14 protein-coding genes and 1 tRNA gene are annotated in these 22,694 nt (G+C 69.4%); 8 read left to right on the forward strand and 7 right to left on the reverse strand.

Features of this window, described 5'->3' with window-relative positions:
• Positions 1-10: 10 nt before the first annotated feature.
• From glgB to L8H00_RS09680, 3 genes are all read right to left on the reverse strand, one after another.
• Entirely contained in the window at positions 11-2,185 is a 2,175-nt protein-coding gene (gene glgB / locus L8H00_RS09670; RefSeq protein WP_242097105.1) for a 1,4-alpha-glucan branching protein GlgB, read from the reverse strand.
• Complete coding sequence (locus tag L8H00_RS09675; protein WP_242097261.1) at positions 2,182-4,614, reverse strand: glycogen/starch/alpha-glucan phosphorylase; 2,433 nt, start codon at positions 4,612-4,614, stop codon at positions 2,182-2,184. Before L8H00_RS09675 ends, glgB begins: the two co-directional genes overlap by 4 nt.
• Before the next feature lie 340 nt (positions 4,615-4,954).
• A complete protein-coding gene (locus L8H00_RS09680; RefSeq protein ID WP_242097106.1) occupies positions 4,955-6,289 on the reverse strand; it encodes an Nramp family divalent metal transporter in 1,335 nt (444 codons plus the stop codon).
• A 178-nt stretch (positions 6,290-6,467) separates the two neighbouring features.
• Between L8H00_RS09680 and L8H00_RS09685 the strand changes: the two genes are divergently transcribed.
• The gene (locus L8H00_RS09685; protein ID WP_242097107.1) at positions 6,468-6,908 is read left to right on the forward strand and encodes a DUF2147 domain-containing protein; all 441 of its coding nucleotides are present in this window, start codon (positions 6,468-6,470) and stop codon (positions 6,906-6,908) included.
• A 36-nt stretch (positions 6,909-6,944) separates the two neighbouring features.
• On the opposite strand, the gene L8H00_RS09690 is transcribed toward L8H00_RS09685, so the two are convergent.
• Entirely contained in the window at positions 6,945-7,574 is a 630-nt protein-coding gene (locus tag L8H00_RS09690) for a DNA-3-methyladenine glycosylase 2 family protein (RefSeq protein ID WP_242097108.1), read from the reverse strand.
• Positions 7,575-7,679: 105 nt separating this feature from the next.
• On the opposite strand from L8H00_RS09690, the gene L8H00_RS09695 reads away from it, so the two are divergent.
• Positions 7,680-7,997, forward strand: coding sequence for a 2Fe-2S iron-sulfur cluster-binding protein (locus tag L8H00_RS09695; RefSeq protein ID WP_242097109.1), 318 nt, complete (start codon positions 7,680-7,682; stop codon positions 7,995-7,997).
• A 1-nt stretch (position 7,998) separates the two neighbouring features.
• Here the strand turns inward: L8H00_RS09695 and rlmB are convergent, their stop codons facing one another.
• Complete coding sequence (gene rlmB / locus L8H00_RS09700; RefSeq protein ID WP_242097110.1) at positions 7,999-8,751, reverse strand: 23S rRNA (guanosine(2251)-2'-O)-methyltransferase RlmB; 753 nt, start codon at positions 8,749-8,751, stop codon at positions 7,999-8,001.
• 147 nt (positions 8,752-8,898) lie between these two features.
• Between rlmB and L8H00_RS09705 the strand changes: the two genes are divergently transcribed.
• The 6 genes from L8H00_RS09705 (at position 8,899) to L8H00_RS09730 (ending at position 16,423) form a co-directional block, all read left to right on the forward strand.
• Positions 8,899-8,984, forward strand: a tRNA-Tyr gene (locus L8H00_RS09705).
• A gap of 69 nt (positions 8,985-9,053) precedes the next feature.
• Entirely contained in the window at positions 9,054-12,146 is a 3,093-nt protein-coding gene (locus L8H00_RS09710) for a PAS domain-containing protein (protein WP_242097111.1), read from the forward strand.
• A 7-nt stretch (positions 12,147-12,153) separates the two neighbouring features.
• Positions 12,154-12,429, forward strand: a complete 276-nt coding sequence (locus L8H00_RS09715; RefSeq protein ID WP_242097112.1) for a ribbon-helix-helix domain-containing protein — start codon at positions 12,154-12,156, stop codon at positions 12,427-12,429.
• A gap of 55 nt (positions 12,430-12,484) precedes the next feature.
• Complete coding sequence (locus tag L8H00_RS09720; RefSeq protein ID WP_242097113.1) at positions 12,485-14,995, forward strand: TonB-dependent receptor; 2,511 nt, start codon at positions 12,485-12,487, stop codon at positions 14,993-14,995.
• A 13-nt stretch (positions 14,996-15,008) separates the two neighbouring features.
• A complete protein-coding gene (locus L8H00_RS09725) occupies positions 15,009-15,749 on the forward strand; it encodes a tetratricopeptide repeat protein (protein ID WP_242097114.1) in 741 nt (246 codons plus the stop codon).
• Positions 15,740-16,423: a Fe2+-dependent dioxygenase gene (locus L8H00_RS09730; protein ID WP_242097115.1), complete on the forward strand. Its 684-nt coding sequence runs from the start codon at positions 15,740-15,742 to the stop codon at positions 16,421-16,423. Before L8H00_RS09725 ends, L8H00_RS09730 begins: the two co-directional genes overlap by 10 nt.
• A 139-nt stretch (positions 16,424-16,562) precedes the next feature.
• Here L8H00_RS09730 and L8H00_RS09735 read toward each other — a convergent pair whose 3' ends face one another.
• Both L8H00_RS09735 and L8H00_RS09740 read right to left on the reverse strand, forming a co-directional pair.
• Positions 16,563-21,191, reverse strand: coding sequence for an NAD-glutamate dehydrogenase domain-containing protein (locus L8H00_RS09735; protein ID WP_242097116.1), 4,629 nt, complete (start codon positions 21,189-21,191; stop codon positions 16,563-16,565).
• Between the two features lie 79 nt (positions 21,192-21,270).
• Positions 21,271-22,554 (reverse strand): hypothetical protein, encoded by a 1,284-nt coding sequence (locus tag L8H00_RS09740; RefSeq protein ID WP_242097117.1) that lies wholly within the window; start codon positions 22,552-22,554, stop codon positions 21,271-21,273.
• Between the last annotated feature and the right edge of the window lie 140 nt (positions 22,555-22,694).

A 22,694-nucleotide genomic window follows, 5' to 3' on the forward strand; every position in this document is an offset into this window, starting at 1 on the left:
CCCGGCTTGTCTATGCGGCATCATTCCGCACTTGCTCGTCCAGTTCCAGCATGATCGTGGCGAGCGGCGGCAGCGTGATCCACGCCACCCCGCCACGCGCATCCACCGCGCCCAGATTGCCGAGCCCGCTGCCCGAGTAATCGAGCGCGTCGCTGTTCAGGATCTCGCGCCAGTGTCCGTCCGCGGGCATCGGCACCCGGTAGGGCGCGCGCGCGATCGGGGTCATGTTGGCGATCACCACCACCGGTTTCGCGCCCGGCGCGCGACGCACCCAGGCGAACACCGAATTCGCCGAGTCGTCCGCGATCAGCCATTCGAATCCCTCCGCCTCGCAGTCGCGCGCGTGGAGTGCGGGGTGGCTGACATAGAGGTGGTTCAGATCACGCACGAGCTTGCGCACGCCCTCGTGCGCGCGGGCCTGGCGCAGATCCCAGTCGAGCGCGCGGCTTTCGTCCCATTCGCGGCGCTGCGCGAATTCCTGGCCCATGAACAGCAGCTTCTTGCCGGGATAGCCCCACATCAGCGCATAGAGGCAGCGCAGATTGGCGAATTGCTGCCAGTCGTCGCCCGCCATCTTGGTCAGCAGCGATCCCTTGCCGTGCACCACCTCGTCATGGCTGAGCGGCAGGACGAAATTCTCGCTGAAGGCGTAATGCAGCCCGAAGGTGATCTCGCCGTGATGATGGCGCCGGTGCACGGGTTCGCGCCGCATATATTGCAGCGTGTCGTGCATGAAGCCCATGTTCCACTTGAAGCCGAAACCCAGGCCCCCGGCATCGGCAGGCGCGGACACGCCGGGCCAGGCGGTGGATTCCTCGGCGACCGTGAACACGCCGGGATGCTGCGCATAGACCTGCGTGTTCATGTCGCGCAGGAAGCCGACCGCTTCCCAATTCTCGCGCCCGCCGGCGTCGTTGGGGATCCATTCGCCCGGCTCGCGCGAATAGTCGCGGTAGAGCATCGAGGCCACCGCATCGACGCGCAGCCCGTCGACATGATAGCGTTCGGCCCAGAACAGCGCGTTGTTGACGAGAAAGCTCGACACCTCGCGCCGCCCGAAATTGTAGATCGCGGTGTTCCAGTCGGGATGGAAGCCGAGCCGCGGATCCTCATGCTCGTAGAGCGCGGTGCCGTCGAACCGCGCCAGGCCGAACGCGTCGGTGGGGAAATGCGCGGGCACCCAGTCGACCAGCACGCCGACCCCCACCTTGTGCGCGCCGTCGACGAAGCGCGCGAAGCCCTCGTGATCGCCGAAGCGCGCGGTGGGCGCATAGAGGCCGGTCGCCTGATAGCCCCAGCTCGGATCATAGGGATGTTCGCTGATCGGCAGGAACTCGATATGGGTGAAACCCATCTCGATCACATAGGGGATCAGCCGGTCGGCCAGCGCGTCCCAGCTCAGGAACCAGCCGTTTTCGTCGCGGTCCCAGGATCCGGCATGGACCTCGTAGATGCTGATCGGCACGCGCCGCGGATCGATCCCCGCCCAATGCGCGCGGTGCGCGGCATCCTGCCACACATGTTCGGGCGGCGCGGTCGTGATCGACGCGTTGGCCGGGCGCAGCTCGGCGGCGAAGGCGAAGGGATCGGCCTTCAGCGGCTGGACGGTCCCGTCCGGGCCGATGATCTCGAACTTGTAGCGACGGCCGGCGCCGATATCGGGCAGGAAGATCTCCCACACGCCCACGTCGCCCCGCCGGCGCATGCCGTGGCGGCGCGAATCCCAGTCGTTGAAATCGCCCACCACCGCGACGCGCTGCGCATTGGGCGCCCAGACCGCGAAATGGATGCCGTCCGCGCCCTCGTGATGGACACGGTGCGCGCCCATCTTGTCGTGCAGCCGCAGATGCGTGCCCTCGGCCATCAGCACGTCGTCGATCGGGCCCAGCACGGGGCCGAAGCTGTAGGGATCGGCCACCCACCAGTCGCTGCCGCCACCCGTCGCGCGGTAGCGCAGCGGCTGCGGATCGCCCGCGATCGGCCCCTCGAACAGGCCCTCGTCGTCCACCCGATCGAGCGTGCCGAGCGGCGCGCCCGCCAGATCATGCGCTTCGGCGGTCTCGGCGCCCGGGATCCAGATGCGCGCGAACGCGCCTTCGGGTCCCGCATGGACGCCCAGGAGCGCGAAGGGATCGGCATGGCGACCCGCCATCAGCGCGGCGATGGCGTCCGCGGGGGGCGTCACATCACGTTCCAGATGTCATGGGCATAATCCCGGATGGTGCGATCGGAGGAGAACCAGCCGACCCGCGCGACGTTGCGCACGGTGGCGCCGCGCCAGCCCGCGGCGTCCTGCCAGCGCGCATCGACGTCGCGCTGGGCCTGGGCATAGGCATCGAAATCGGCGGCGACCATGAACCAGTCGTGATCGCGGATCCCGTCGACCAGCCCGGCATAGCGCGCCGGATCGTCGGGCGAGAACACGCCCGAGCGGATCGCCGCCAGCGCCTGCGACAATTCGCGCGAGGCGGCGATCGCGTCGCCCGGCACATAGCCCTCGGCGCGTTTCGCCGCGACCTCGTCGGCGGTCAGGCCGAAGATCACGATGTTCTCATGCCCGACATGATCGCGGATCTCGACATTCGCGCCGTCCAGCGTGCCGATCGTCAGTGCGCCGTTCAGCGCGAACTTCATGTTGCCGGTGCCTGATGCCTCCATCCCCGCGGTCGAGATCTGTTCGCTCAGATCGGCCGCGGGGATGATCTTCTCCGCCAGCGAGACGTTGTAATTGGGCACGAACGCCACCTTCAGCATGCCGCCCACCGCCGGATCGGCGTTGATGCGCCGCGCCACGTCGCCCGCCAGCTTGATGATGAGTTTTGCGTTATGATAGCTCGACGCCGCTTTCCCGGCGAACAGCTTCACCCGCGGCACCCAGTCGCGCTCGGGATGGCTGCGGATCTGGTCGTACAGCGCCACCGTCTCGACGATGTTGAGCAATTGCCGCTTATATTCGTGGATCCGCTTCACCTGCACGTCGAACAGCGCGTCGGGGTTCAGCCTCAGCCCCATCGTCTCTTTCAGATAGTTGGACAGCGCCACCTTGTTCGCGCGCTTCACCTCGGCGAACCGCTCGCGGAACGCCGCATCCTCGGCGAACGGCGCCAGATCGGCCAGCCGCTCCGCATCGTCGAGAAACGCATCGCCGATGGCCTCGCGGATCAGCGCGGTGAGCGCCGGATTGCACTGCTGGAGCCAGCGGCGCGGCGTGATGCCGTTGGTCTTGTTGTTGATCCGGTCCGGGTAGAGGCGGTGGAGATCGGCGAAGACGGTGCGCTTCATCAGATCGGTGTGGAGCGCCGCCACGCCGTTCACGCTGTGCGATCCGGCAAAGGCCAGGTTCGCCATCCGCACCCGCCGCTCGCCGCCCTCGTCGATCAGGCTGATCGCGGCGATCGCCTGGTCGTCCGCGCCGCTCTTGCGCGCCTCGCGCAGCAGCTTGGCGTTCACGCCGTACACGATCTGCATGTGCCGCGGCAGCAGCCGTTCGAACAGCGGCAGCGGCCAGCTTTCCAGCGCCTCGGGCAGCAGCGTGTGGTTGGTGTAGCCGAAGGTCCGCTTCGTGATCTCCCACGCCTCGTCGAAGCCGAATTCGTGATGGTCGATCAGCAGCCGCATCAGCTCGGCGACCGACACCGCGGGATGCGTGTCGTTCATCTGGATCGCCGCCTTGTCGGGCAGCGTGCGGATGTCGCCGAAATACTGGACGTGGCGGCGGACGATGTCCTGGATCGAGGCGGACGAGAAGAAATATTCCTGCCGCAGCCGCAATTCCTGCCCCGCCGCGGTGGAGTCCGCGGGATACAGCACGCGCACCAGGCTTTCCGCGCGGTTCTGCCCGGCCAGCGCGCCGATATGGTCGCCTGCGTTGAACGCGTCGAGGCGGATCGGGTCGAACGCCCGCGCGGTCCACAGCCGCAGCGTGTTGACGCGCTTGCCGCGCCAGCCGACGACGGGCGTGTCGACCGCGATCGCCTCCACCGCTTCGGCCGGCTTCCAGTGCACCGCATCGCCGTTGGTGGCCGCCACCTCGCCGCCGAAGCCGATGAAATACGCGCTCTCGCGCCGTTCGAACTCCCAGGGGTTGCCGTAAGCGAGCCAGGTTTCGGGCAGTTCGACCTGCCAGCCATCGTCCAGCCGCTGGCGGAACATACCGTTCACATAGCGGATGCCATAGCCGTACGCGGGCAGATCGAGGCTCGCGAGGCTTTCCATGAAGCACGCCGCCAGCCGTCCCAGCCCGCCATTGCCGAGCGCGGCGTCGGGCTCGATCTCCTCGAGCTGCGCCAGATCGACACCCAATGTGGCGAGTGCGCGCGCGACATCGGCGTTGCGGCCCAGATTCGAGATCGCGTCGCGCAGCAGCCGGCCGATCAGGAATTCGAGGCTCAGATAATAGACCCGCTTGGCGCCCGCGGCATGCGCTGCCTTGGTCGATGCCATCCAGCGTTCGATGATGTCGTTGCGCACCGTCAGGATCGTCGCCGCCAGCCAGTCGTGCGGCCGCGCCGCCTGCGCATCCTTGCCGATCCGGTGGACGAGCGTGTCGAGGATCGTGTCGGCAAGGCGCTCGCGCGCGGGAGAGGCGGCGTCAGAAGCGGAGGGGGCGGGCATGGCGGTCAAGGCGGCATCCGGATCGTGGACGGAAGATGCCACCCTAGTCCCGTTCCCGGACTTGTCGATCCGTGTTCCGGCGCTTCGCATCCGATTCCGCGCGTGTCTCGGGGGCAGTGGACGGGGCGGTCGGTTCGCGCGAAGTCACGATGAAGAAGGCGGTTCACGCGGCGGCGCGGAGGGATGGGCTCCGGCCGCGATGTCAGCGCTTCATCATCGGTGGGTAAGGATAAGAGCGCTGCCGCGCTCGAACCATCTCCGCGCCTCCGCGCCGCCGCGTGACCCCCTTTGGCGCGGCACGAACGGTGTGAAAGACGGAACCAACTCACGCCGTTCCGGCCTAGATCATCCCCCACAACAGGGTGCCGTTCAGGCCGACGATCAGCGCGCTCACCGCCCAGGCGACCGCCTGCAGCCAGCGCGGGTTGGCGAACGGGCCCATCACCGCCTTGCGGCCGGTGAAGATCACCAGGGGGATCACCGCGAACGGCAGTTGCAGGCTCAGCACCACCTGGCTCAGCACCAGCAGCTTCGTCGCGCCCGCATCGCCGCTGGCCGCCACCACGAACACCGCGGGCACGATCGCCAGCAGCCGGGTGACGAGCCGCCGCGCCCAGGGCGGAATGCGCAGATGGAGGAACCCCTCCATCACGATCTGCCCCGCGAGCGTTCCCGTGACGGTCGAATTCTGCCCCGCCGCCAGCAGCGCGACCGCGAAGACCACGCTGGCCGCGCCCGCGCCGAGCAGGGGGGCGAGCAGCCGGTACGCCTCGTCGATCTCGGTCACGCCGCTATGGCCGCCGCCGTGAAAGGCCGCCGCGGCCAGCACCAGGATCGCGGCGTTGATGAAGAAGGCGAAGCCGAGCGCCGTCGTGCTGTCGATCGTGGCGAGGCGGATCGCCTGGCGCTTGCCGGCATCGTCTTCGGCAAAGGCGCGGGTCTGCACGATCGAGGAATGGAGATAGAGATTGTGCGGCATCACGGTCGCGCCGAGGATGCCGATCGCCAGATACAGCATCGCCGGATCGCGCACGATCGCCGCGCGGGGCCACAACCCCGCGGCGGCGGCGCCCCAATCGGGCCGCGCGAGCACCAATTCGAACGCGAAACAGCCCGCGATCACGACGAGCAGTGCCACCACGAACGCCTCCAGCCGGCGAAATCCCTTGTTCTGGAGCGCGAGGATCAGCAGCACGTCGAACGCGGTGACGCACACGCCCCACAGCAGCGGCAGCCCGAAGAGCAGCTTCAGCGCGATCGCGGTGCCGAGCACTTCGGCCAGATCGCACGCGACGATCGCGATTTCGCATACCAGCCACAGCGCGACGGAGACGGCGCGGGGGTAATGCTCGCGGCACGCCTGCGCCAGATCGCGGCCGCTGGCGATGCCGAGCCGCGCCGACAGCGCCTGGAGCAGCATCGCCATCAGGTTCGACAGCAGCACCACCGACAGCAGCGCATAGCCATAGGCGGAGCCGCCGGCGATGTCGGTCGCCCAGTTGCCCGGATCCATATAGCCGACCGCGATCAGATAGCCGGGCCCCGCAAACGCCAGCAGCCGTCGCCAGAACGGCCCGCCCACCGGCACCGCGACGCTGCGGTGGCTGCCCGACAGCGACGCGCCGGACGGATCGGTGCGCGCACGCGTCGCGGCGGGGGGATCGAGGGGCGGCATTGCGCGGCGCCTTGCACGGATTGGGCCGCGCCCACAACGACATCGGCGTCGATGCGGGCTTTCGCGGGCGACAGGATCGGGTAGAGGGCGCGGAACCCGAAAGGCAACCGGGCCGTCCACCCCGCGTTCAGCCCGGGGCCGCCATCAGGCCGTTCACCGACACCGACAAAGGATCGATATGCGTTTCCGTTCCCCAGCGCTGCCCCCGATCGTCGCCGGCATGTTCACGGCCGCCGCGCTCGCCGTCGGCGGGCCCGCCGCCGCCGCGGTGCCCATCGTCGGCCATTGGCTGACCGAGGACGGCAATGCCGTGATCGCGGTCGCGCCATGCGGGCGGGTGCTGTGCGGCCATGTCGAACGCGTCGTGAAATCGCCGCCGGGGGCCGCCAAGACCGATTCGCACAACCCCGATCCGGCGCTGCGCGGCCGCCCGATCGTCGGCGTGCCGATCCTCACCGAATTCACCGACGCCGGCGCCGACTGGCGCGGCCGCATCTACAATCCCGAGGACGGCCGGACCTACAAGTCGATCGTCACGCACGAGACGAACGGCACGCTGAAGGTGAAGGGCTGCATCTCCTTCTTCTGCCGCGCCCAGACCTGGAGCCCGGCGAAGTAGGAGACGCCGGGCCGCGCACTCCGGTGGTCCTGGGTTTCACACCGGCGCGGCATCCGCGCCGGCGCCGTAATGGTGCCAGGTGAAGATCGCCGCCGCGCCGCGGTGGGGGCGCCAGGCTTCGGCGAGGTCGCGCGTCAGCCGTTCGCTCGGGCGGGTCGCGTGGCCGAGGATGCGGCCCACCTCGATCTGCACCGCCAGGTCGCCCGCGGGCCAGATGTCGGGGCGTCCTTCGGCGAAGAGCAGATACACCTCCGCCGACCAGCGCCCGATGCCCTTCACCGCGACCAGGGCGGCGATCGCCGCCTCGTCGTCGTCCGGCAGCCGGGCGAGATCGAGCCGTCCGCTCGTCACCTCGTCGGCCAGGCTGCGCGCATAGGACGCCTTTTGCCGCGACAGGCCGGCGGCGCGCAGCGTCTCGTCGTCGGCGCGCGCGATCGCGGCGGGATCAGTCGCGCCGCCGACGCCCGCGTCGAGCCGACGCCACACCGCGTCGGCCGAGGCGACGCTCACCTGCTGCCCGACGATCGTGCGCAGCAGCGTGGCATAGCCGCGCTCGCGGATCCGCGGCGCGGGATAGCCCACGCGCGCGACGGCCGCGGCGAAGGCGGGCTCGATCGCACCGAGCGAATCGAGGCCGGCGCGAAGCTGCTGCGCGTTCAGGCCCATCGCGCTCGATCCCCGATCGCCCGATCCCCAATCGCTTGATCCCCAATCGCTTGATCCTGGGCCGGCGGCGCGGCATGGCCGGGGGAGAGTTTCACGGAGACCGTCATGCCGCAGCTTACCGTCATCACCCGCGAAGGGGAAGAACGCACCCTCGACGGCGAGGCCGGCCTGTCGGTGATGGAGGTGATCCGCGAGGGTGGCATCGACGAGCTGCTCGCGCTGTGCGGTGGCAATTGCAGTTGCGCCACCTGCCACGTCCATGTCGATCCGGCCTGGCTCGATCGCCTGCCCGCGATGGGCCCGGACGAGGACGACCTGCTCGATTCGGTCGACGACCGCGACGCCACGTCGCGGCTGTCGTGCCAGATCCCGTTCGAGGATTCGCTCGGCGGCCTGATCGTCACGATCGCCGCCGAGGAATAGCTCAACCGCGCGCCGCGACCGCGTAGAGCGCGACCGCGGCCGCGTTCGACACGTTGAGGCTCTCGACCGCATCGGTGATCGGCAGCTTGGCCAGCTCGTCGCAATGCGTCTCGGTGTTCTGGCGCATGCCCTCGCCCTCGGCGCCGAGCACGATGGCGATGCGCTGCGTGCCCATCACCTGCGCGAGCGTCTGCGACGCATGGCCGGTGAGGCCGATCCGCCAGAAGCCGGCCGCCGCGATCTCCTCCAGCGCGCGCGCCAGATTGACCACGCGGACCCAGGGCACCGTTTCCAGCGCGCCGCTCGCCGCGCGCGCGACCGTGCCCGATTCGGGCGGCGCGTGCCGGTCCTGCGTCACGATGCCGAGCGCGCCGAACGCCGCCGCCGAACGCAGGATCGCGCCGACATTGTGCGGATCGGTCACTTGATCGAGCACCACGAGCGGGCGCTGGTCGTGCGCACCCTGCTGGAGCAAATCGCCCAGATACAGGTCCTCGAGCGGATCCACCTCGGCCACCAGCCCCTGGTGCGGCGCATCGGAGGGCACGAGCCGGCCGAGATCGGCGACGTCGGCGAAGGTGACGGGGATGGTGGACGGGATGCTGATACCCAGCGCCGCCATCGCCTCGTGCGTCGCCCAGAGCTTGCGCACCACGCGTTCGGGATTGGCGAGCGCAGCGGTGACGGCGTGCCGCCCCCAGAAACGGGGACGGCCGCCGGGGGCCTGGCTCGGGCGGTGGCCGCGGCGTGCCATCAGCGGGCCCCGCGCGGCGAGAAGGAGAGATATGCCATGGCCGCTTCCGCTAGAAGCCGCACGGGCGCGGCGCAACCCGCGGTTCTCGCGTTGACAGGGGGCGAGGCGCACGGCATGGAGCCGCCTCGCTCGAAAAAGCGGCCCAATGGACAGGTGGCCGAGTGGTTAAAGGCAGCAGACTGTAAATCTGCCCGTGCAAGCGTACGCTGGTTCGAATCCAGCCCTGTCCACCACCGTCCGGGCAAAGTTCCGGGCAAGGTCATGGCGTTGACACGCCGTGCGGCGGGGGCCATTCCGCGGGAATGGCGCTCCGTCTTCCCCGCATGCTGTCGCTGACGCCGGAACTCGACGCGTTTCTCGCGGCGCGGATCGCCGCCGGCGATTATGCCGATGCCGGCGAGGGCGTTCGTGCGGCGCTAACGCTACTGCGCGATCACGCGGCCGAAGGTGCGACGATGGCCTGGCTGGTCGGCGGCGGCGAATGCGGCGCGCTGATCCGGGCGCGCGACTGGAGCGCGACGTCGCTCGGCGGCCCGGCCGGGTGGCCGGCCGCGTTGCGCACCACCCTGGCGAACGTCGTCAATTCGCCCGTCGCCAAGGTGCTGATGTGGGGCCCGGAGCATGTCATGCTCTACAACGACGCCTATCGCGCGATAGCGGGCGATCGGCATCCCGAAGCATTCGGCCGCCCCGTCCACATCGCTTTTCCCGAAGTGTGGGACTGGAACCGCAAGGTGCTTGCCGCGGCACGGGGCGGCGAGGTGGTCGCGCACCGTGACCAGCCGATCCTGTTCCACCGGCCCGACGGGCCAGAGACGCTGGTGCTCGATCTGTTCTACACGCCCGTCTATGGCGCGATGGGGCAGGTCGAAGGCGTGCTGTGCACGATGGTCGACAACAGCCAGCGGGCCGCGCTCGAGGCGCGGCTGGCGGCGAGCGAGGCCGAGCTGCGGCGCGTCACCGATGCGGTGCCCATGCTCGTTTCCTATGTCGACAGCGATTTCGTCTATCGCTTCGCCAACGAGCGCTACCGCGACTGGGTGGGCACCCCGCCCGAGGCAATGATCGGGCGCCACGTCGGCGATGCGCTCGGCGAAGCCTTTTTCGAGGATCGCCGCGAATCGCTCGTCCGCGCCCTGGCCGGGGAAGCCTTTTCGGCCGAGACGATGGTCACGCACTGCGATGGCGTGCGGCGGCACATGGAGATCCGCTACGTTCCGCATGTCGCGGCGGACGGATCGGTGCCGGGCGTCTATGTCCTCGGCATCGATATCGAGGAGCGGGCGCAGCGCGAGGCGGAACTGGGCATCAGCAACGGCCGGTTCCGCACCGCGATGGATGCCGTCCACGGCGTGCTGTGGACCAACACGGCGGACGGGCGGATGCGCGGCGAGCAGCCCGGCTGGACCGCGCTGAGCGGACAGACCGAAGACGCGTATCGGGATTATGGCTGGACGGCGGCGATCCATCCCGACGATGTCGCCCCCACGATCGCGGCATGGCAGGCCGCGGTGGCGGCGCGGGCGATGTTCGTGTTCGAGCACCGCGTCCGCCGGCATTGCGGGGCGTGGCGCCGCTTCGCCGTCCGAGCGCTGCCGATCCTCGATTCCGAGGGGACGATCCAGGAATGGGTCGGCGTCCACACCGACATCACCCACCAGCGCGCGGCCGAGGCGGCGCTGCGCGATCAGGCGGAAACGCTGTCGCGGCAAGTGCATCATCGCCAGCGTGCCGAGGATCAGCTCCGCCAGTTGAACGATACGCTGGAGGCGCGCGTGATCGCCGAGATCGACGAGCGCCGGCAGGCGGAAGCCAAACTGGCGCAGAGCCAGAAGATGGAGACCGTCGGCAAGCTGACCGGCGGCGTCGCGCATGATTTCAACAATCTGCTCCAGGTCGTCTCCGGCAATCTCCAGCTGCTCGCCAAGGATATCGCCGGCAACGATCGTGCCGAGCGCCGCGTCGCCAGCGCGATGGCCGGGGTGGCGCGCGGATCGAAACTGGCGGCGCAACTGCTGGCGTTCGGCCGCCGTCAGGCGCTCGAGCCGAAGGTCGTCAACGTCACCCGCTTCGTGCGCGACATGGACGACATCCTGCGCCGCGCGATCGGAGAGGGGATCGAGATCGAGACGATCGTCGGCGGCGGGCTGTGGAACACCTTCATCGATCCCGCGCATTTCGAGAATGCGCTGCTGAACCTGGCGATCAACGCGCGCGATGCGATGGAAGGGCAGGGGCGGCTGACGATCGAACTCGGCAATGCGAGCCTCGACGATGCCTATGCCGCGTCGCATGACGAGGTGACGGCCGGGCAATATGTGCTGCTCGCCGTGTCGGACACCGGCAGCGGCATGGCCGCCGACGTGATCGACAAGGTCTTCGAACCCTTTTTCTCGACCAAGAGCGAGGGCAAGGGGTCGGGGCTGGGCCTCTCGATGGTCTATGGCTTCGTCAAACAGTCGGGCGGCCATGTGAAGATCTATTCCGAATTGGATGAAGGCACCACGATCCGGCTCTATCTGCCGCGTGCGATGGCGGCCGAGGACGTCGAGGTCACCACCGAACTGGGTCCCGTGACCGGGGGCACCGAAACCGTGCTGGTCGTCGAGGACGATGCGGAGGTGCGCGCGACGGTGGTCGAGATGCTCGGCGATCTGGGCTACCGGGTGCTGAAGGCGGTCGATGCCGGAAGCGCGCTGAGCGTGGTCGAAAGCGGCATCCCGATCGACATGCTCTTCACCGACGTGGTGATGCCGGGCACGCTGAAGAGCCCCGAACTGGCCCGCAAGGCGCGCGAGCGTCTGCCCAATCTAGCCGTGCTTTTCACCTCGGGCTACACCGAGAATTCGATCGTCCATGGCGGCAAGCTCGATGCCGGCGTCGAGCTCCTCTCCAAACCCTATACGCGCGAGGCGCTCGCGCGCAAATTCCGCCATGTGCTCGCCAATCAGGCGCAGCGCGCGGTGCAGCGGCGCCCGGAGCCGCCGGTCGTGGCGCCGTCCGGCGGCCGGAGCACGATCCTGCTGGTCGAGGACGATGCGCTGATCCGTGCGAACACCGCCGAGATGCTGCAGGAGGACGGCTTCGTCGTGATCGACGCGGCCAGCGCGGAGGAGGCGATGACCGCGCTCCAGACGGTGCCGATCGACGCGCTCGTCACCGACGTGAACCTGCCGGGGATTTCGGGACCGGACTTCGCGCGCACCGCGCGGACGCTGCGTCCCGGCATCGGCGTCGTCTTCGCGAGCGGCGACGTGGCGGCCGCGACGTCGGAAACGGACGCGGTGATGCTCGCCAAGCCCTATGGCATCGCCGCGTTGACCGCCGCGATCCGGCAGGCGCTGGCGCGCGCGCCGCAGCGGGCGGCGGCGGACCATCTTGCCGGCCGCCAATGACCATGGCGTGCGGGGCCGCGGCCTGACGCTCGCCCCGCCCGAGGGCGGTTTTCACGGCCCCGTCAAGCGATCGATCACGATCGCCGGTCATCCCACCTCGATCAGCCTCGAGCCGCTGTTCTGGGCCGCGCTCGAATCGACGGCGCTCGCATCGTCGCTGCCGCTGAGCGCGCTGGTGGCCGAAATCGACGCGCTGCGCATCGTTTCCGAGGACCCGCCCAATCTCGCCAGCGCGCTGAGAACATGGCTGTTCTCAAACGCAAGTGAGAACCAATCTCAATAACCTTGACAGTGAGAACGACTCTCAATAGCGAAGCCCATAACAAAGGGGTTTGCTCATGCTTCGTTCCACATCCGCACGCGTGTCCGCCACGCCGGCCTTTCTCGCCCTGTCATGCGTCGGTGCGTTCGCGGCGATGCCCGCCTTCGCGGCCGACACGCCCAAGACATCGGCGAACGATGCCGAGCCCCCGGTGCAGGACGATGTGCTCGTCAACGGCCAGCGCGTCCGCGAGCCCAAGGTGGTCGCGCCGCTCGTCAACACGCCGCGATCGATCGTCGTCCTCGACAAGCAGGTGATCGAGCAGACCGGATCGGCCAGCCTCCAGGATGCGCTGCGCACCGTGCCCGGCATCACCTTCGGCGCGGCGGAGGGCGGCAACCCGATCGGCGACCGTCCCTTCATCCGCGGCTTCGACAGCCAGGGCAGCATCTATGTCGACGGCGTGCGCGACCTGGCGTCGCAGAGCCGCGAGGTGTTTGCGGTGGATACGGTGCAGATCGTGCGCGGATCGGATTCCACGCTCGGCGGTCGCGGCAGCGCGGGGGGAACGATCAACATTCTCTCCAAGATGCCGGAACCGGCCGATTTCGGTTCGGCGAGCGCCAGCTTCGGCAACGCCGCCTACAAGCGCGTCACCGCCGATCTCAACCTGAAATTGTCCGACACCGCCGCATTCCGGATCGAGGGTCTTTGGCACGACCAGGACGTCGCAGGCCGCGACGCCCTCTACCAACGCCGCTGGGGCGTGGCACCTTCGGCAATATTGGGGCTGGGCACGCCGACCCGCCTGACGATCGCTGGCTATTATCTCGAAAGCCACGAACTGCCCGACAGCGGGCTGCCCTATCTCTACACCATCGGCAACGCGCCGGGTACGGGGACGATCGTCACCACGCCGGCGCTCGGCAACGTCACGCTCGCCTCCGGGCGGACGGGCTATGTGCCGCGCACCGCCTTTTACGGCCTCACCGATCGCGATTTCCGGAATGCCAAGACCGTTCAGGCGACGGTCCGCGCCGAGCATGATTTCGGCGGCGTGACGCTGCGGAACACGGCCCGCTACACCCATGCCGAGCAGGCCTATATCTTCACCCTGCCCGACGACAGCCAGGGCAACGTCTATGGCACCACGGCGGCCAACACGGGCGCGAGCCTCACGAACGGCGGCTATGTCTGGCGGCGCTCCAATCCGCGCTACAGCCAAACCGACAGCATCGTCGATCAGATCGATCTCTATGGCACCGCGCATACCGGGAGCATCGTCCACAGCTTTTCGGCCGGCGCCGAATTCTCATGGGAGAAGGATCGCCGCGGCACCTATGTGACCGCCGGCTATGTCAGCGCGGCCGGATCGCCGCTTCTGGCGTCGGGCTCCACGCTGTCCCCGCGCTGCAGCGCCACTTCGGTCGCGCGTTATTACTGCGCCGGCCTGTTCAATCCCAACCCGAGCGATCCGTGGGTCAGCTATGCGAGCGACACGTCGACCGTCGCGTCGCCGATCGTGCGCGGCGGCGCGGCGACCGAGACGCAGAACGATGCCAATACCAAGGCGGTTTACGGCTTCGATTCGATCACGCTGCTGCCGCAGGTCATCCTGAACCTGGGCGTGCGCTTCGACCGCTTCACCTCGGCGATCACGCCGCCGGTGGCTGCAGGCGGCACGACCTATCGGCTGACACGGACGGACAATCTGTTCAACTGGCAGGCGGGACTCGTGCTCAAGCCGACGAGGGAGACGAGCGTCTATGCGAGCTACGCCACCGCGGCCACGCCGCCCAACAGCCTGCTCGGCGAAGGCCGCGAGGACAATGCGCTGCCAACGACCAACAGCGCGCAGAACCTTGCGCTGCTCGACCAGTTGAAGGTGCAGAAGACCAAAAGCTACGAAGTCGGTGCCAAGGCGAATGTCTTCCATGAAAAGCTCGCGCTCGCGGCGGCGGCGTTCCAGACCGACATCACCAATGCGCGCACGCAGGTCGATGCGAACACCATCGCCTTTCTCGGCCGCACCCGAATCCGCGGCATCGAGCTGACCGCGAGCGGGACGATCCTGCCGGGGTGGACGATCTTCGGCGGCTACACGCATCTCGATCCCAAGATCCTCGATGCGGGCAATGTCGCCCTGACCGCGCCGGCGGTGGGCACCCGTGCCGCGCAGGTCGTGTATGTGCCGTCGAGCAGCAACGGCCAGCAGGTGCCGCAGACCGCGCGCGACAGCTTCACCGCGACCACCAACGTGACGGTCCGCAAGCGTTTCCAGATCGGCGGCAGCGCGATCTACATGGACACGCAGATCGGCGGCTATGCCGACAACCGCATCGCGACGCAGACCGCCGCGGGCGTCGTGACCGTCACGCCGATCACCAAATTCCTGATCCGCGAAGTGCCGAGCTATTGGCGCTTCGACGCGCGCGCGAGCTTCGACGTGACGCCCGCCGTCAGCATCAGCGTCAACGCGCAGAACCTGACCGACAAAGCCTATTTCAGCCAGGCCTATGCCAGCCATTACGGCACGCTCGCCGCAGGTCGGACCGTGTTCGGCACGCTGGGCGTCAAGTTCCGCTGAGGCCGGTGCGCGCGTGACGCAAGCCGAACTCATCGCGCTCACGCCGGCCGAGATCGCCGCGCGCCTTGCCGGTCCGCCCGAGGCGCGAGCGGCGTTCGTCCGCGCCGCGGCCGAGGCGGGGATGGCCGAGGCGCAGGCGGTCTATGGCCAGATGCTGCTCGACGGCGTGGGGGTCTTGGCCGATCCCGCGGCGGCGCTCGGCTGGTTCGTCAAAGCGGCGGCGCAGCACCACATGATGGCGCTGAACATGGTCGGGCGCTGCTATGATCTCGGCTGGGGCACTGCGATCGACAAGGCGCGCGCGGCGGAATGCTACCGCATCGCGGCGGGTGCCGGGCTCGACTGGGCGATGTACAATTATGCCACGCTGCTGGCGCTCGGCGACGGCGTGGCGGAGGACAAGGCCGTCGCGCTTCGGTGGCTCGAAAAGGCGGCGGCGCTGGGCAACGCCAAGGCGATCAACTTCGTCGGCAGCTTTTACGAGGATGGCTGGGCGTGCGCGCGCGACATGGCCGTCGCTGCCGATTGCTATGCCCGCGCGGCCGAGGGCGGCGATTTTCGCGGCTGTTTCAACCATGCGCGCCTGCTGGGGGCCGCCGGCCGGATCGACGAGGCGCTGCCCTGGCTCGCCCGCGCCGGTGCCCTGGGCACGCCGGCGTTCGTCGCCAAGGCGGCGGACTGGCTCGCGGCGTGCGATAGGGCAGAATTCCGCACCCGCGGACTGGCCGCATTGAGGAACGATCCATGTTGCTGACCATCCCGGACCTGCTCGATGCGGGCGGCGTCGCGCGGCTGCGCGCGCTGATCGATGCGGGCGACTGGCATGATGGCAACGCCACCTCGGGCCACCAGTCGGCGCTGGCCAAGCGCAACCGCCAATTGCCCGAGGATGCGCCCGCCGTGCGCGAGGGCGGGGCGCTGGTGCTCGACGCGCTCGCCGCCTCGCCGCTGTTCGTCGCCGCTGCCCTGCCGCTCAAGGTGTTTCCGCCGCTGTTCAGCCGCTACGAAGGCGGCGAGGCGTTCGATACGCATGTCGATGCCGGGATCCGCGTGCGCCGCGGCAGCGACTTCCGCATCCGTGCGGACCTGTCCGCCACGCTCTTCCTCGACGATCCGGACAGCTATGACGGCGGCGCGCTGGTGATCGAGGACCGGTTCGGCGATCGCATGGTGAAGCTGCCCGCCGGGCATATGGTGCTCTATCCCGCCTCCAGCCTCCACCGCGTCACCCCGGTCACGCGGGGCGTGCGCACCGCCTGTTTCTTCTGGCTGGAATCGATGGTGCGCGACGAGGGCGCGCGGCGCATCCTGTTCGACCTCGATTCGGCGGTGCAGCAGGTCGCGGGCGCACAGGGGGCCGGCGATCCTGCGGTCGTGCAACTGACCGGCGTGTATCACAACCTGCTGCGCCGCTGGGCGAGCACATAGCCCACGACCATGCTGGTTCGCTCCAGTTGCCCAACGTCCTCGCCCTGAGCCCGACGAAGCACGCTCTCCCCGCACGTCATCGCATTCCGAACAGGCCCTTCGACAAGCTCAGAGCGAACGGCGTTAAAGGCACCGGATCCTATCGGCCCAGCAGCACCCGCGCTTGCCCCGCGATCTGCGCCAGCATCGCCGGATTGGGCGCGGCCGCGTGGCGCGCGCGATCGATCACCGCCTTGAACTGCGCGACGCGCGGGGCATTGGCCCCGAGCCACGCGATCACGCTCGCCTGCGGATCGGCGCCACCCGCGCGCGCGAGGAACTCCAGCCGCAATTGCTGGAAATCGCGCGCCAGGCTCGCGATCAACAGCCGCTCCCACGGATCGCTGGGCGACAGCCGCGCGGCGTTCGCCTGCGCCCAGTCGAGCCCGAGCGCCTGCCCCAGATGCGTGAAGGCGCGCGTCAGCACCGCCTCGTCCAGCTTCAGCCGCTCGCCCAGATCGGCGAGGCCCACCGCGCCGTCGAGTTCGAACAGCCGCACGACCTTGCGCGTGAGCGCGGCGGGCGCGCCGATCGCCTCGAGCTGCGCGGCGATCCGGTCGCCCTGCGCCAGCGCCTCGGCGAGCAACAGCTCGGACGTCTGCGTTTCGAGTTGCCCGATCCCCTTGGCGAGCCGGGCGAGCGTCGCGGCTGGGCTGGTGCCGGGCGCGGTCACGCGCAGCAGATCGGCGATCTGCGAGCGCGTCGCGACCGCCACCTCGTCGAACAACGCGATCCGCGCCGTTTCCGGCATCGCGGTCGTCTCGATCTCGGCCCACAGCGCGTCCAGCCCGAACAGCCGTTCCGCCACCACGAACATCGCGGCGATGTCCGCGATCGCCGCGCCTTCTTCCTCGGCGAGTTCGAAGGGGTAGAGCACGCCCATCCGGTTGACGATCCGGTTCGCCAGCTTGGTCGCGACGATCTGGCCGCGCAGCCGGTGTTCGTCGATCGCGCGCGCGAACCGCGCCTGCATCGCGGGCGGGAAGGCGGCGTGGAGATCGGGCCTCAAGGCCTCGTCGGTGCCGAGATCGCTATGCTCGATCGCATCCTGGAGCGCGAGTTTGGCGGTGGCGAGCAGCACGGCGAGTTCGGGACGCGTCAGCCCCCGGCCTTCCTGCCCGCGGCGCAGCAGCGCCTCGTTTCCGGCAAGCCCCTCGACCGCGCGATCGAGCCGGCCCGCGGCCTCGAAGATCTCGATCACGCGGACATAGCCCGGAATCGCGGCGGCGCCGTCCGCCTCCGCGATCGACAGCGCGAGCGTCTGCAGGCGATTGTCCTCCAGCACCAGCGCCGCGACATCGTCGGTCATGCTCGCCAGGAACGCGTTGCGATCCTCGAAGCCGAGACGCCCCTCGATCATCTCGCGGTTGAGCGCGATCTTGATGTTCACCTCGTTGTCCGAACAATCGACGCCCGCCGAATTGTCGATGAAGTCGGTGTTGATCCGGCCGCTGCGCAGCGAAAAGGCGATGCGTGCAGCCTGGGTCGTGCCCAGATTGGCGCCCTCGCCAATCGCCACGACGCGCAGATCCTCGGCGTCGACGCGCAGCCGATCGTTGGCGGGATCACCGACCGCGGCGTTGTTCTCCGCCGCCGCCTTCACATAGGTGCCGATGCCGCCGAACCACAGCAGATCGGCCGGCGCCTTCAGGATTGCGGCGATCAGCGCGCCCGGCTCCATCTCGTCCGCGCTCACGCCGAGGACGGCCTGCACCGCGGGCGACAGCGGCACGCTCTTGGCGGTGCGCGCGAACACGCCGCCGCCGGCCGAGATCAGCGCGGCGTCGTAATCCGCCCAGGACGAGCGAGGCAGCGCGAACATCCGCGCGCGCTCCGCCCAGCTGGCCGCGGGATCGGGCGTGGGGTCGAGGAAGATGTGGCGGTGGTCGAACGCCGCCACCAGCTTCAGGCTCTGCGACAGGAGCATGCCGTTGCCGAAGACGTCGCCCGACATGTCGCCGCAGCCGACCACGGTGATGGGCTGCGTCTGCACGTCAACGCCGCGTTCGGCGAAATGACGCTGCACGCTGATCCACGCGCCCTTGGCGGTGATGCCCATCGCCTTGTGGTCGTACCCCACCGAGCCGCCGCTGGCGAAGGCGTCGCCCAGCCAGAAATTGCGTTCGAGCGCGAGCGCATTGGCGACGTCGCTGAAGGTCGCGGTGCCCTTGTCGGCGGCGACGACGAAATAGGGATCGTCGCCGTCGAGGATGGTGACGCCCGCCGGATGGACCACCGCGCCCTCGACGATATTGTCGGTGATCGACAGCAGCGCGCGGATGAAGATCCGGTAGCTTTCGGTGCCCTCGGCCAGCCACGCATCGCGGTTGGCGGCGGTGGGCAGCTGCTTGGGATAGAAGCCGCCCTTGGCGCCGGTGGGCACGATCACGGCGTTCTTCACGCGCTGCGCCTTCATCAGCCCCAGGATCTCGGTGCGGAAATCGTCGCGCCGGTCGGACCAGCGGAGCCCGCCGCGCGCGACCGGGCCGGCGCGCAGGTGGATGCCCTCGACGCGCGGACTGTAGACCCAGATCTCGCGCCACGGCACCGGCGCCGGCAGCCCGGGGATCAGGTGGCTGTCGAACTTGAACGCCAGCGCTTCGGTCGCCGCCGGCACGAAGGCGTTGGTGCGCAGGCAGGCGGCGATCAGGTTGCGATAGGCGCGCAGGATCCGGTCGTCGTCGATCGCGGAAACGGCGTCGAGCGCGCGCTCGATTGCGGCGTCGGCGGCGGACAGGTCGCCGGGCGCGGCGGGATCGTGCGCCGCGGCGAAGCGTGCGACGAGCGCCGCTGCCAGATCGGGCGAACGGCGCAGCGCCTCCACCACGGTCGCCATGCCGTACGTCAGCCCGGCCTGACGCAGATAACGGAACCACGCACGCAGCAGGATCACCGCGGCCGGTGCCATGCCGGCGGTGACGATCAGGCCGTTGAAACCGTCATTCTCCGCCGATCCGCGCAGCACGGCGGCGATCGCGCCTTCGAGGATCGCGGGATCGCAGGCAAAGGCGCCCCCGTCCGTCTCGACCGCGAAATCATGGACATGTGCGCCCGATTCGTCGTCGAGCGCGGTCGGCAGCTCGCCGATCACGCGAAAGCCGAAATTCTCGAGCACCGGCACCGCGTCGGACAGCGCGAGCGCGCCGCCCAGGCGATAGATGCGCAGCCGCTGGTCGCCCGTGCCCCGGTCGGCGATGCGGACCGAGCGATCGCCCGGCCCGTCGAGCGCGGCGATGCGCAGGATGTCGGCGGCGGCCTGCGCGCTGTCGTTCTCGCTCCGATAGCTTTGCGGGAAGGCCGCGGCCCAGCGGAGCGCCAGGCGCGCGGCGCGGGCGGGCGCGACCTGCTCGGCCAGCGCCGCCTCGGCATTGGGCACCCAGCCGCGCACCATCCGCTCCAGTTGCGCGTCGAGCGCGTGCGCGTCGGGCATCCGGCCCTCGCCGCGCAGATCGACCGTGTAGCGCAGCAGCGCGACGCCGCCGTCCTCCAGCGCGATCGACCAGTTGAGGATCGCGCCATTGGCGGCCTCGGCCAGCATCTCGCCGATCGCCACGCGCCGGCCGGTCGTCACGTCGTCGCGCGGCAGCCAGACGAAGGCGAACAGATGTCGCCCCAGCGCCGAGCGGATCAGCACGAGCGCGGGCCGCGGCCGGTCCGCCAGCGACATCGCGGTGAGCGCGATCTCCTCCAGATCGGCGGGCACGAACGCGGCGATCAGGTCGTGCGGCAGCGCGGTCAGCGCGTGAGTCAGCGCCTTGCCGGTATGGCCGCGCGGATCGAAGCCGAACTTGTCCTCCAGCATGGCGAGCCGTGCGCGCAGCACCGGCACGTCGCGCGGCGGCGCGGCCAGCGCGGCGCTGGTCCACAGCCCGGCATGAATCGACAATCCGGCCACGCGATCGCCGCGGCGGACCGGCACGACGGCCAGATCGAGCGGAATCGCGCGGTGCACGGTCGAGATCAGGCTCGATTTCAGCAGCAGCGGCACGTCGCCGCCCTCCTCGAACCAGCGCAGCGCCAGCGCGCGCGAGGCGTCCGCCAGCAGCGCGACGCGGTGCGGGTTGCGTGCCAGCCCCAGCGTGTCGTGCATGCCCGTCGCGGCATCCCAGCGCTCATGGCCCAGCAGCGTGAAACGGCCGTTCAGGAACCATTGCAGCAGCGCGCGGCCCTCGCCATCGGGCAATGCCTCCGCGTCCGCCGCCATGGACGCCTGCAACGCGCGCCAGTCGCCGACCGCGGCGCGGACATCGGCCAGCACCGCCGCCAGGTCGCTGCCCAGATCGCGCCGCTCGCGGGCGTCGGCGCGCTCCATCTCGATATAGATCATCGATTCGGCGGCCATCTCCTGGCCGGCCGCGCCGTCGTCGATGCCGACGACCGCGCCCGCGGCGTCGCGCGCGACTCGGATCACGGGATGGATGATGCGATCGATCGCGATGCCCTGTTCGCCGATCGCCGCCGCGATCGAATCGACCAGGAACGGCATGTCGTCGTTGACGATCGCGAGCCGCATGCGGCGGCGCACGTCGTCGGTGGGCATGGCTTCCAGCGCGATCGCGGGCGTGGCGCGCGCGCGGACGGCGCCGGTCGCCGCGACGAAGGCTGCCGCGGCCTCCACTTCGGCCGGCCCGAAGCCCTGGAGTTCGCCGGGCAGGGCGCCCTGGGTCAACCGATCGGCGAGCGCGCCGGCCAGCGTTGCGGAGGCGGAGTCGTGCGATGGAATAGCCATGACGAGGGCTATGAACCCGCGCCCGCGCGACCTCAACCCTCACCGGACCGTGAAACGATGTTGCGCCGCAGCGCAACGATCAACCGATCGCGCGCAAAGTCCGTTCGGCCAGCGGCGCGTTGTCTGTCACCGTGCCGACGATCTCCAGGCCGCCACTGTCGCTCACCCGTGCGAGCAGCACGACCATGCTGCCGGGTGCGGCGCCGGTGTCGATCGCCACCTGCGCCAGCGTCGCACGATCGGCGAAGGGCGCGGCAGGGGGGGCGGCGCTCGGCTTGGCGGCGGGCTTGCGCGCTTGGCGCTCGGCGGCGACCACCGCCTTGATCCCGCCGGCAAAGCCTTCGAGAAACGCGCCGAGCGACCCGGCGCCCACCGCATGGCGGCTGGCATGCTGGAGCACGCTTGCGAATTCGGTCACGCGCGTCTTGTCATACCCCGCGCCGAAGACGAGCTTGACGATCCCGGTCATCGGCGCGCGCGCCTGCACCGTGATCGCGGCATCGGCGAGGATCGCGGCATAGCCCGTGGGATCGGCGGCCGTCGCCAGCGCGAAATCATGCGCCCGGCCCAGCGCGCGGTAGAGCGCGGCGCGGCTGCGCGTGTCGGCCGCGCGCACCGCGGCCGCGGTCTCGCGCGCCATGGCGAGCCGGTCGCCGAGCGAGCCAGACGATGCCGGTTCGGCCTCGTGCGGTTCGAACCCGCCGCTCGGGCCGTCGGCCCATACCGGCGCGGCCGGCATCGTCTCGGCGGCGCGGACGGCGGCGTCGAGCTCGGCATCGAGCGAGGCCTGGGTCGCCGAATCGACGACCTCCTTCCAGTTGATGACGCCGTAGATAAAGTCGATCGACCCCCCGTCGGAGGAAAAGGGCATCAGGATGCCGCGATACATCGTCGTGCTGCCCCGCTGGCCGATGAACTCCGCCTCGAAGCCGATCGGCGCGCGATTGGCGATGATCTGGAGATAATGATCGGTCAGGCGCGACAGCAGCGATCGGCTCGGCACGTCGGCGATGCGCGCGATCGACGATTCGAGGCCGCATTCCTCGCGCAGGCTGCGGCCGATAAAGGCGATCCTGGGATCCTCGATGCCTTGCGAGAAATCGAGCAGAACGCTGTTGGGGCCGAAATCCGCGATGTTGCCGGGATCGAGATCCTCGATCGAGGGATAGGCGCGGTTTTTCAGCAGCGACACCCAATGGTTATAGGCGCGGACGTGCATCCGCCGCTCGTCGCCGCCCAGATCGAACATCGCATCGTCGACGCCGGCATCGTCGCGCGGCGCATCGGCGCCGGCGTCGATCGCCGGCGGCACGCCGTCGTCGTCGTCGATCCGGTCCCGTCCGAAACCATGCCCGCTGTCCATGCCGTAAACCCCGCGAGGGCGGGATTTTCCCGCCGTTCCCTCCGGCTCTGCACCGCCTGTGGTAAACGCCGCGTAAACCCGCCGCCCGCGCCCATGCGCGCTTCGCCCCTTGCCAACCCCTTGGCCCCCTGTTATCCGCC

Source organism: Sphingomonas sp. CROZ-RG-20F-R02-07, from assembly GCF_022662335.1.
Classification (GTDB): domain Bacteria; phylum Pseudomonadota; class Alphaproteobacteria; order Sphingomonadales; family Sphingomonadaceae; genus Sphingomonas.

Coding starts and splice junctions, on each gene's coding strand:
- L8H00_RS09675 (WP_242097261.1), bottom strand. CDS start 4,614: ATGCCCGCCCCCTCCGCTTCTGACGCCGCCTCTCCCGCGCGCGAGCGC.
- L8H00_RS09680 (WP_242097106.1), bottom strand. CDS start 6,289: ATGCCGCCCCTCGATCCCCCCGCCGCGACGCGTGCGCGCACCGATCCG.
- L8H00_RS09685 (WP_242097107.1), top strand. CDS start 6,468: ATGCGTTTCCGTTCCCCAGCGCTGCCCCCGATCGTCGCCGGCATGTTC.
- L8H00_RS09690 (WP_242097108.1), bottom strand. CDS start 7,574: ATGGGCCTGAACGCGCAGCAGCTTCGCGCCGGCCTCGATTCGCTCGGT.
- L8H00_RS09695 (WP_242097109.1), top strand. CDS start 7,680: ATGCCGCAGCTTACCGTCATCACCCGCGAAGGGGAAGAACGCACCCTC.
- rlmB (WP_242097110.1), bottom strand. CDS start 8,751: ATGGCACGCCGCGGCCACCGCCCGAGCCAGGCCCCCGGCGGCCGTCCC.
- L8H00_RS09710 (WP_242097111.1), top strand. CDS start 9,054: ATGGCGCTCCGTCTTCCCCGCATGCTGTCGCTGACGCCGGAACTCGAC.
- L8H00_RS09720 (WP_242097113.1), top strand. CDS start 12,485: ATGCTTCGTTCCACATCCGCACGCGTGTCCGCCACGCCGGCCTTTCTC.
- L8H00_RS09730 (WP_242097115.1), top strand. CDS start 15,740: ATGTTGCTGACCATCCCGGACCTGCTCGATGCGGGCGGCGTCGCGCGG.
- L8H00_RS09735 (WP_242097116.1), bottom strand. CDS start 21,191: ATGGCTATTCCATCGCACGACTCCGCCTCCGCAACGCTGGCCGGCGCG.
- L8H00_RS09740 (WP_242097117.1), bottom strand. CDS start 22,554: ATGGACAGCGGGCATGGTTTCGGACGGGACCGGATCGACGACGACGAC.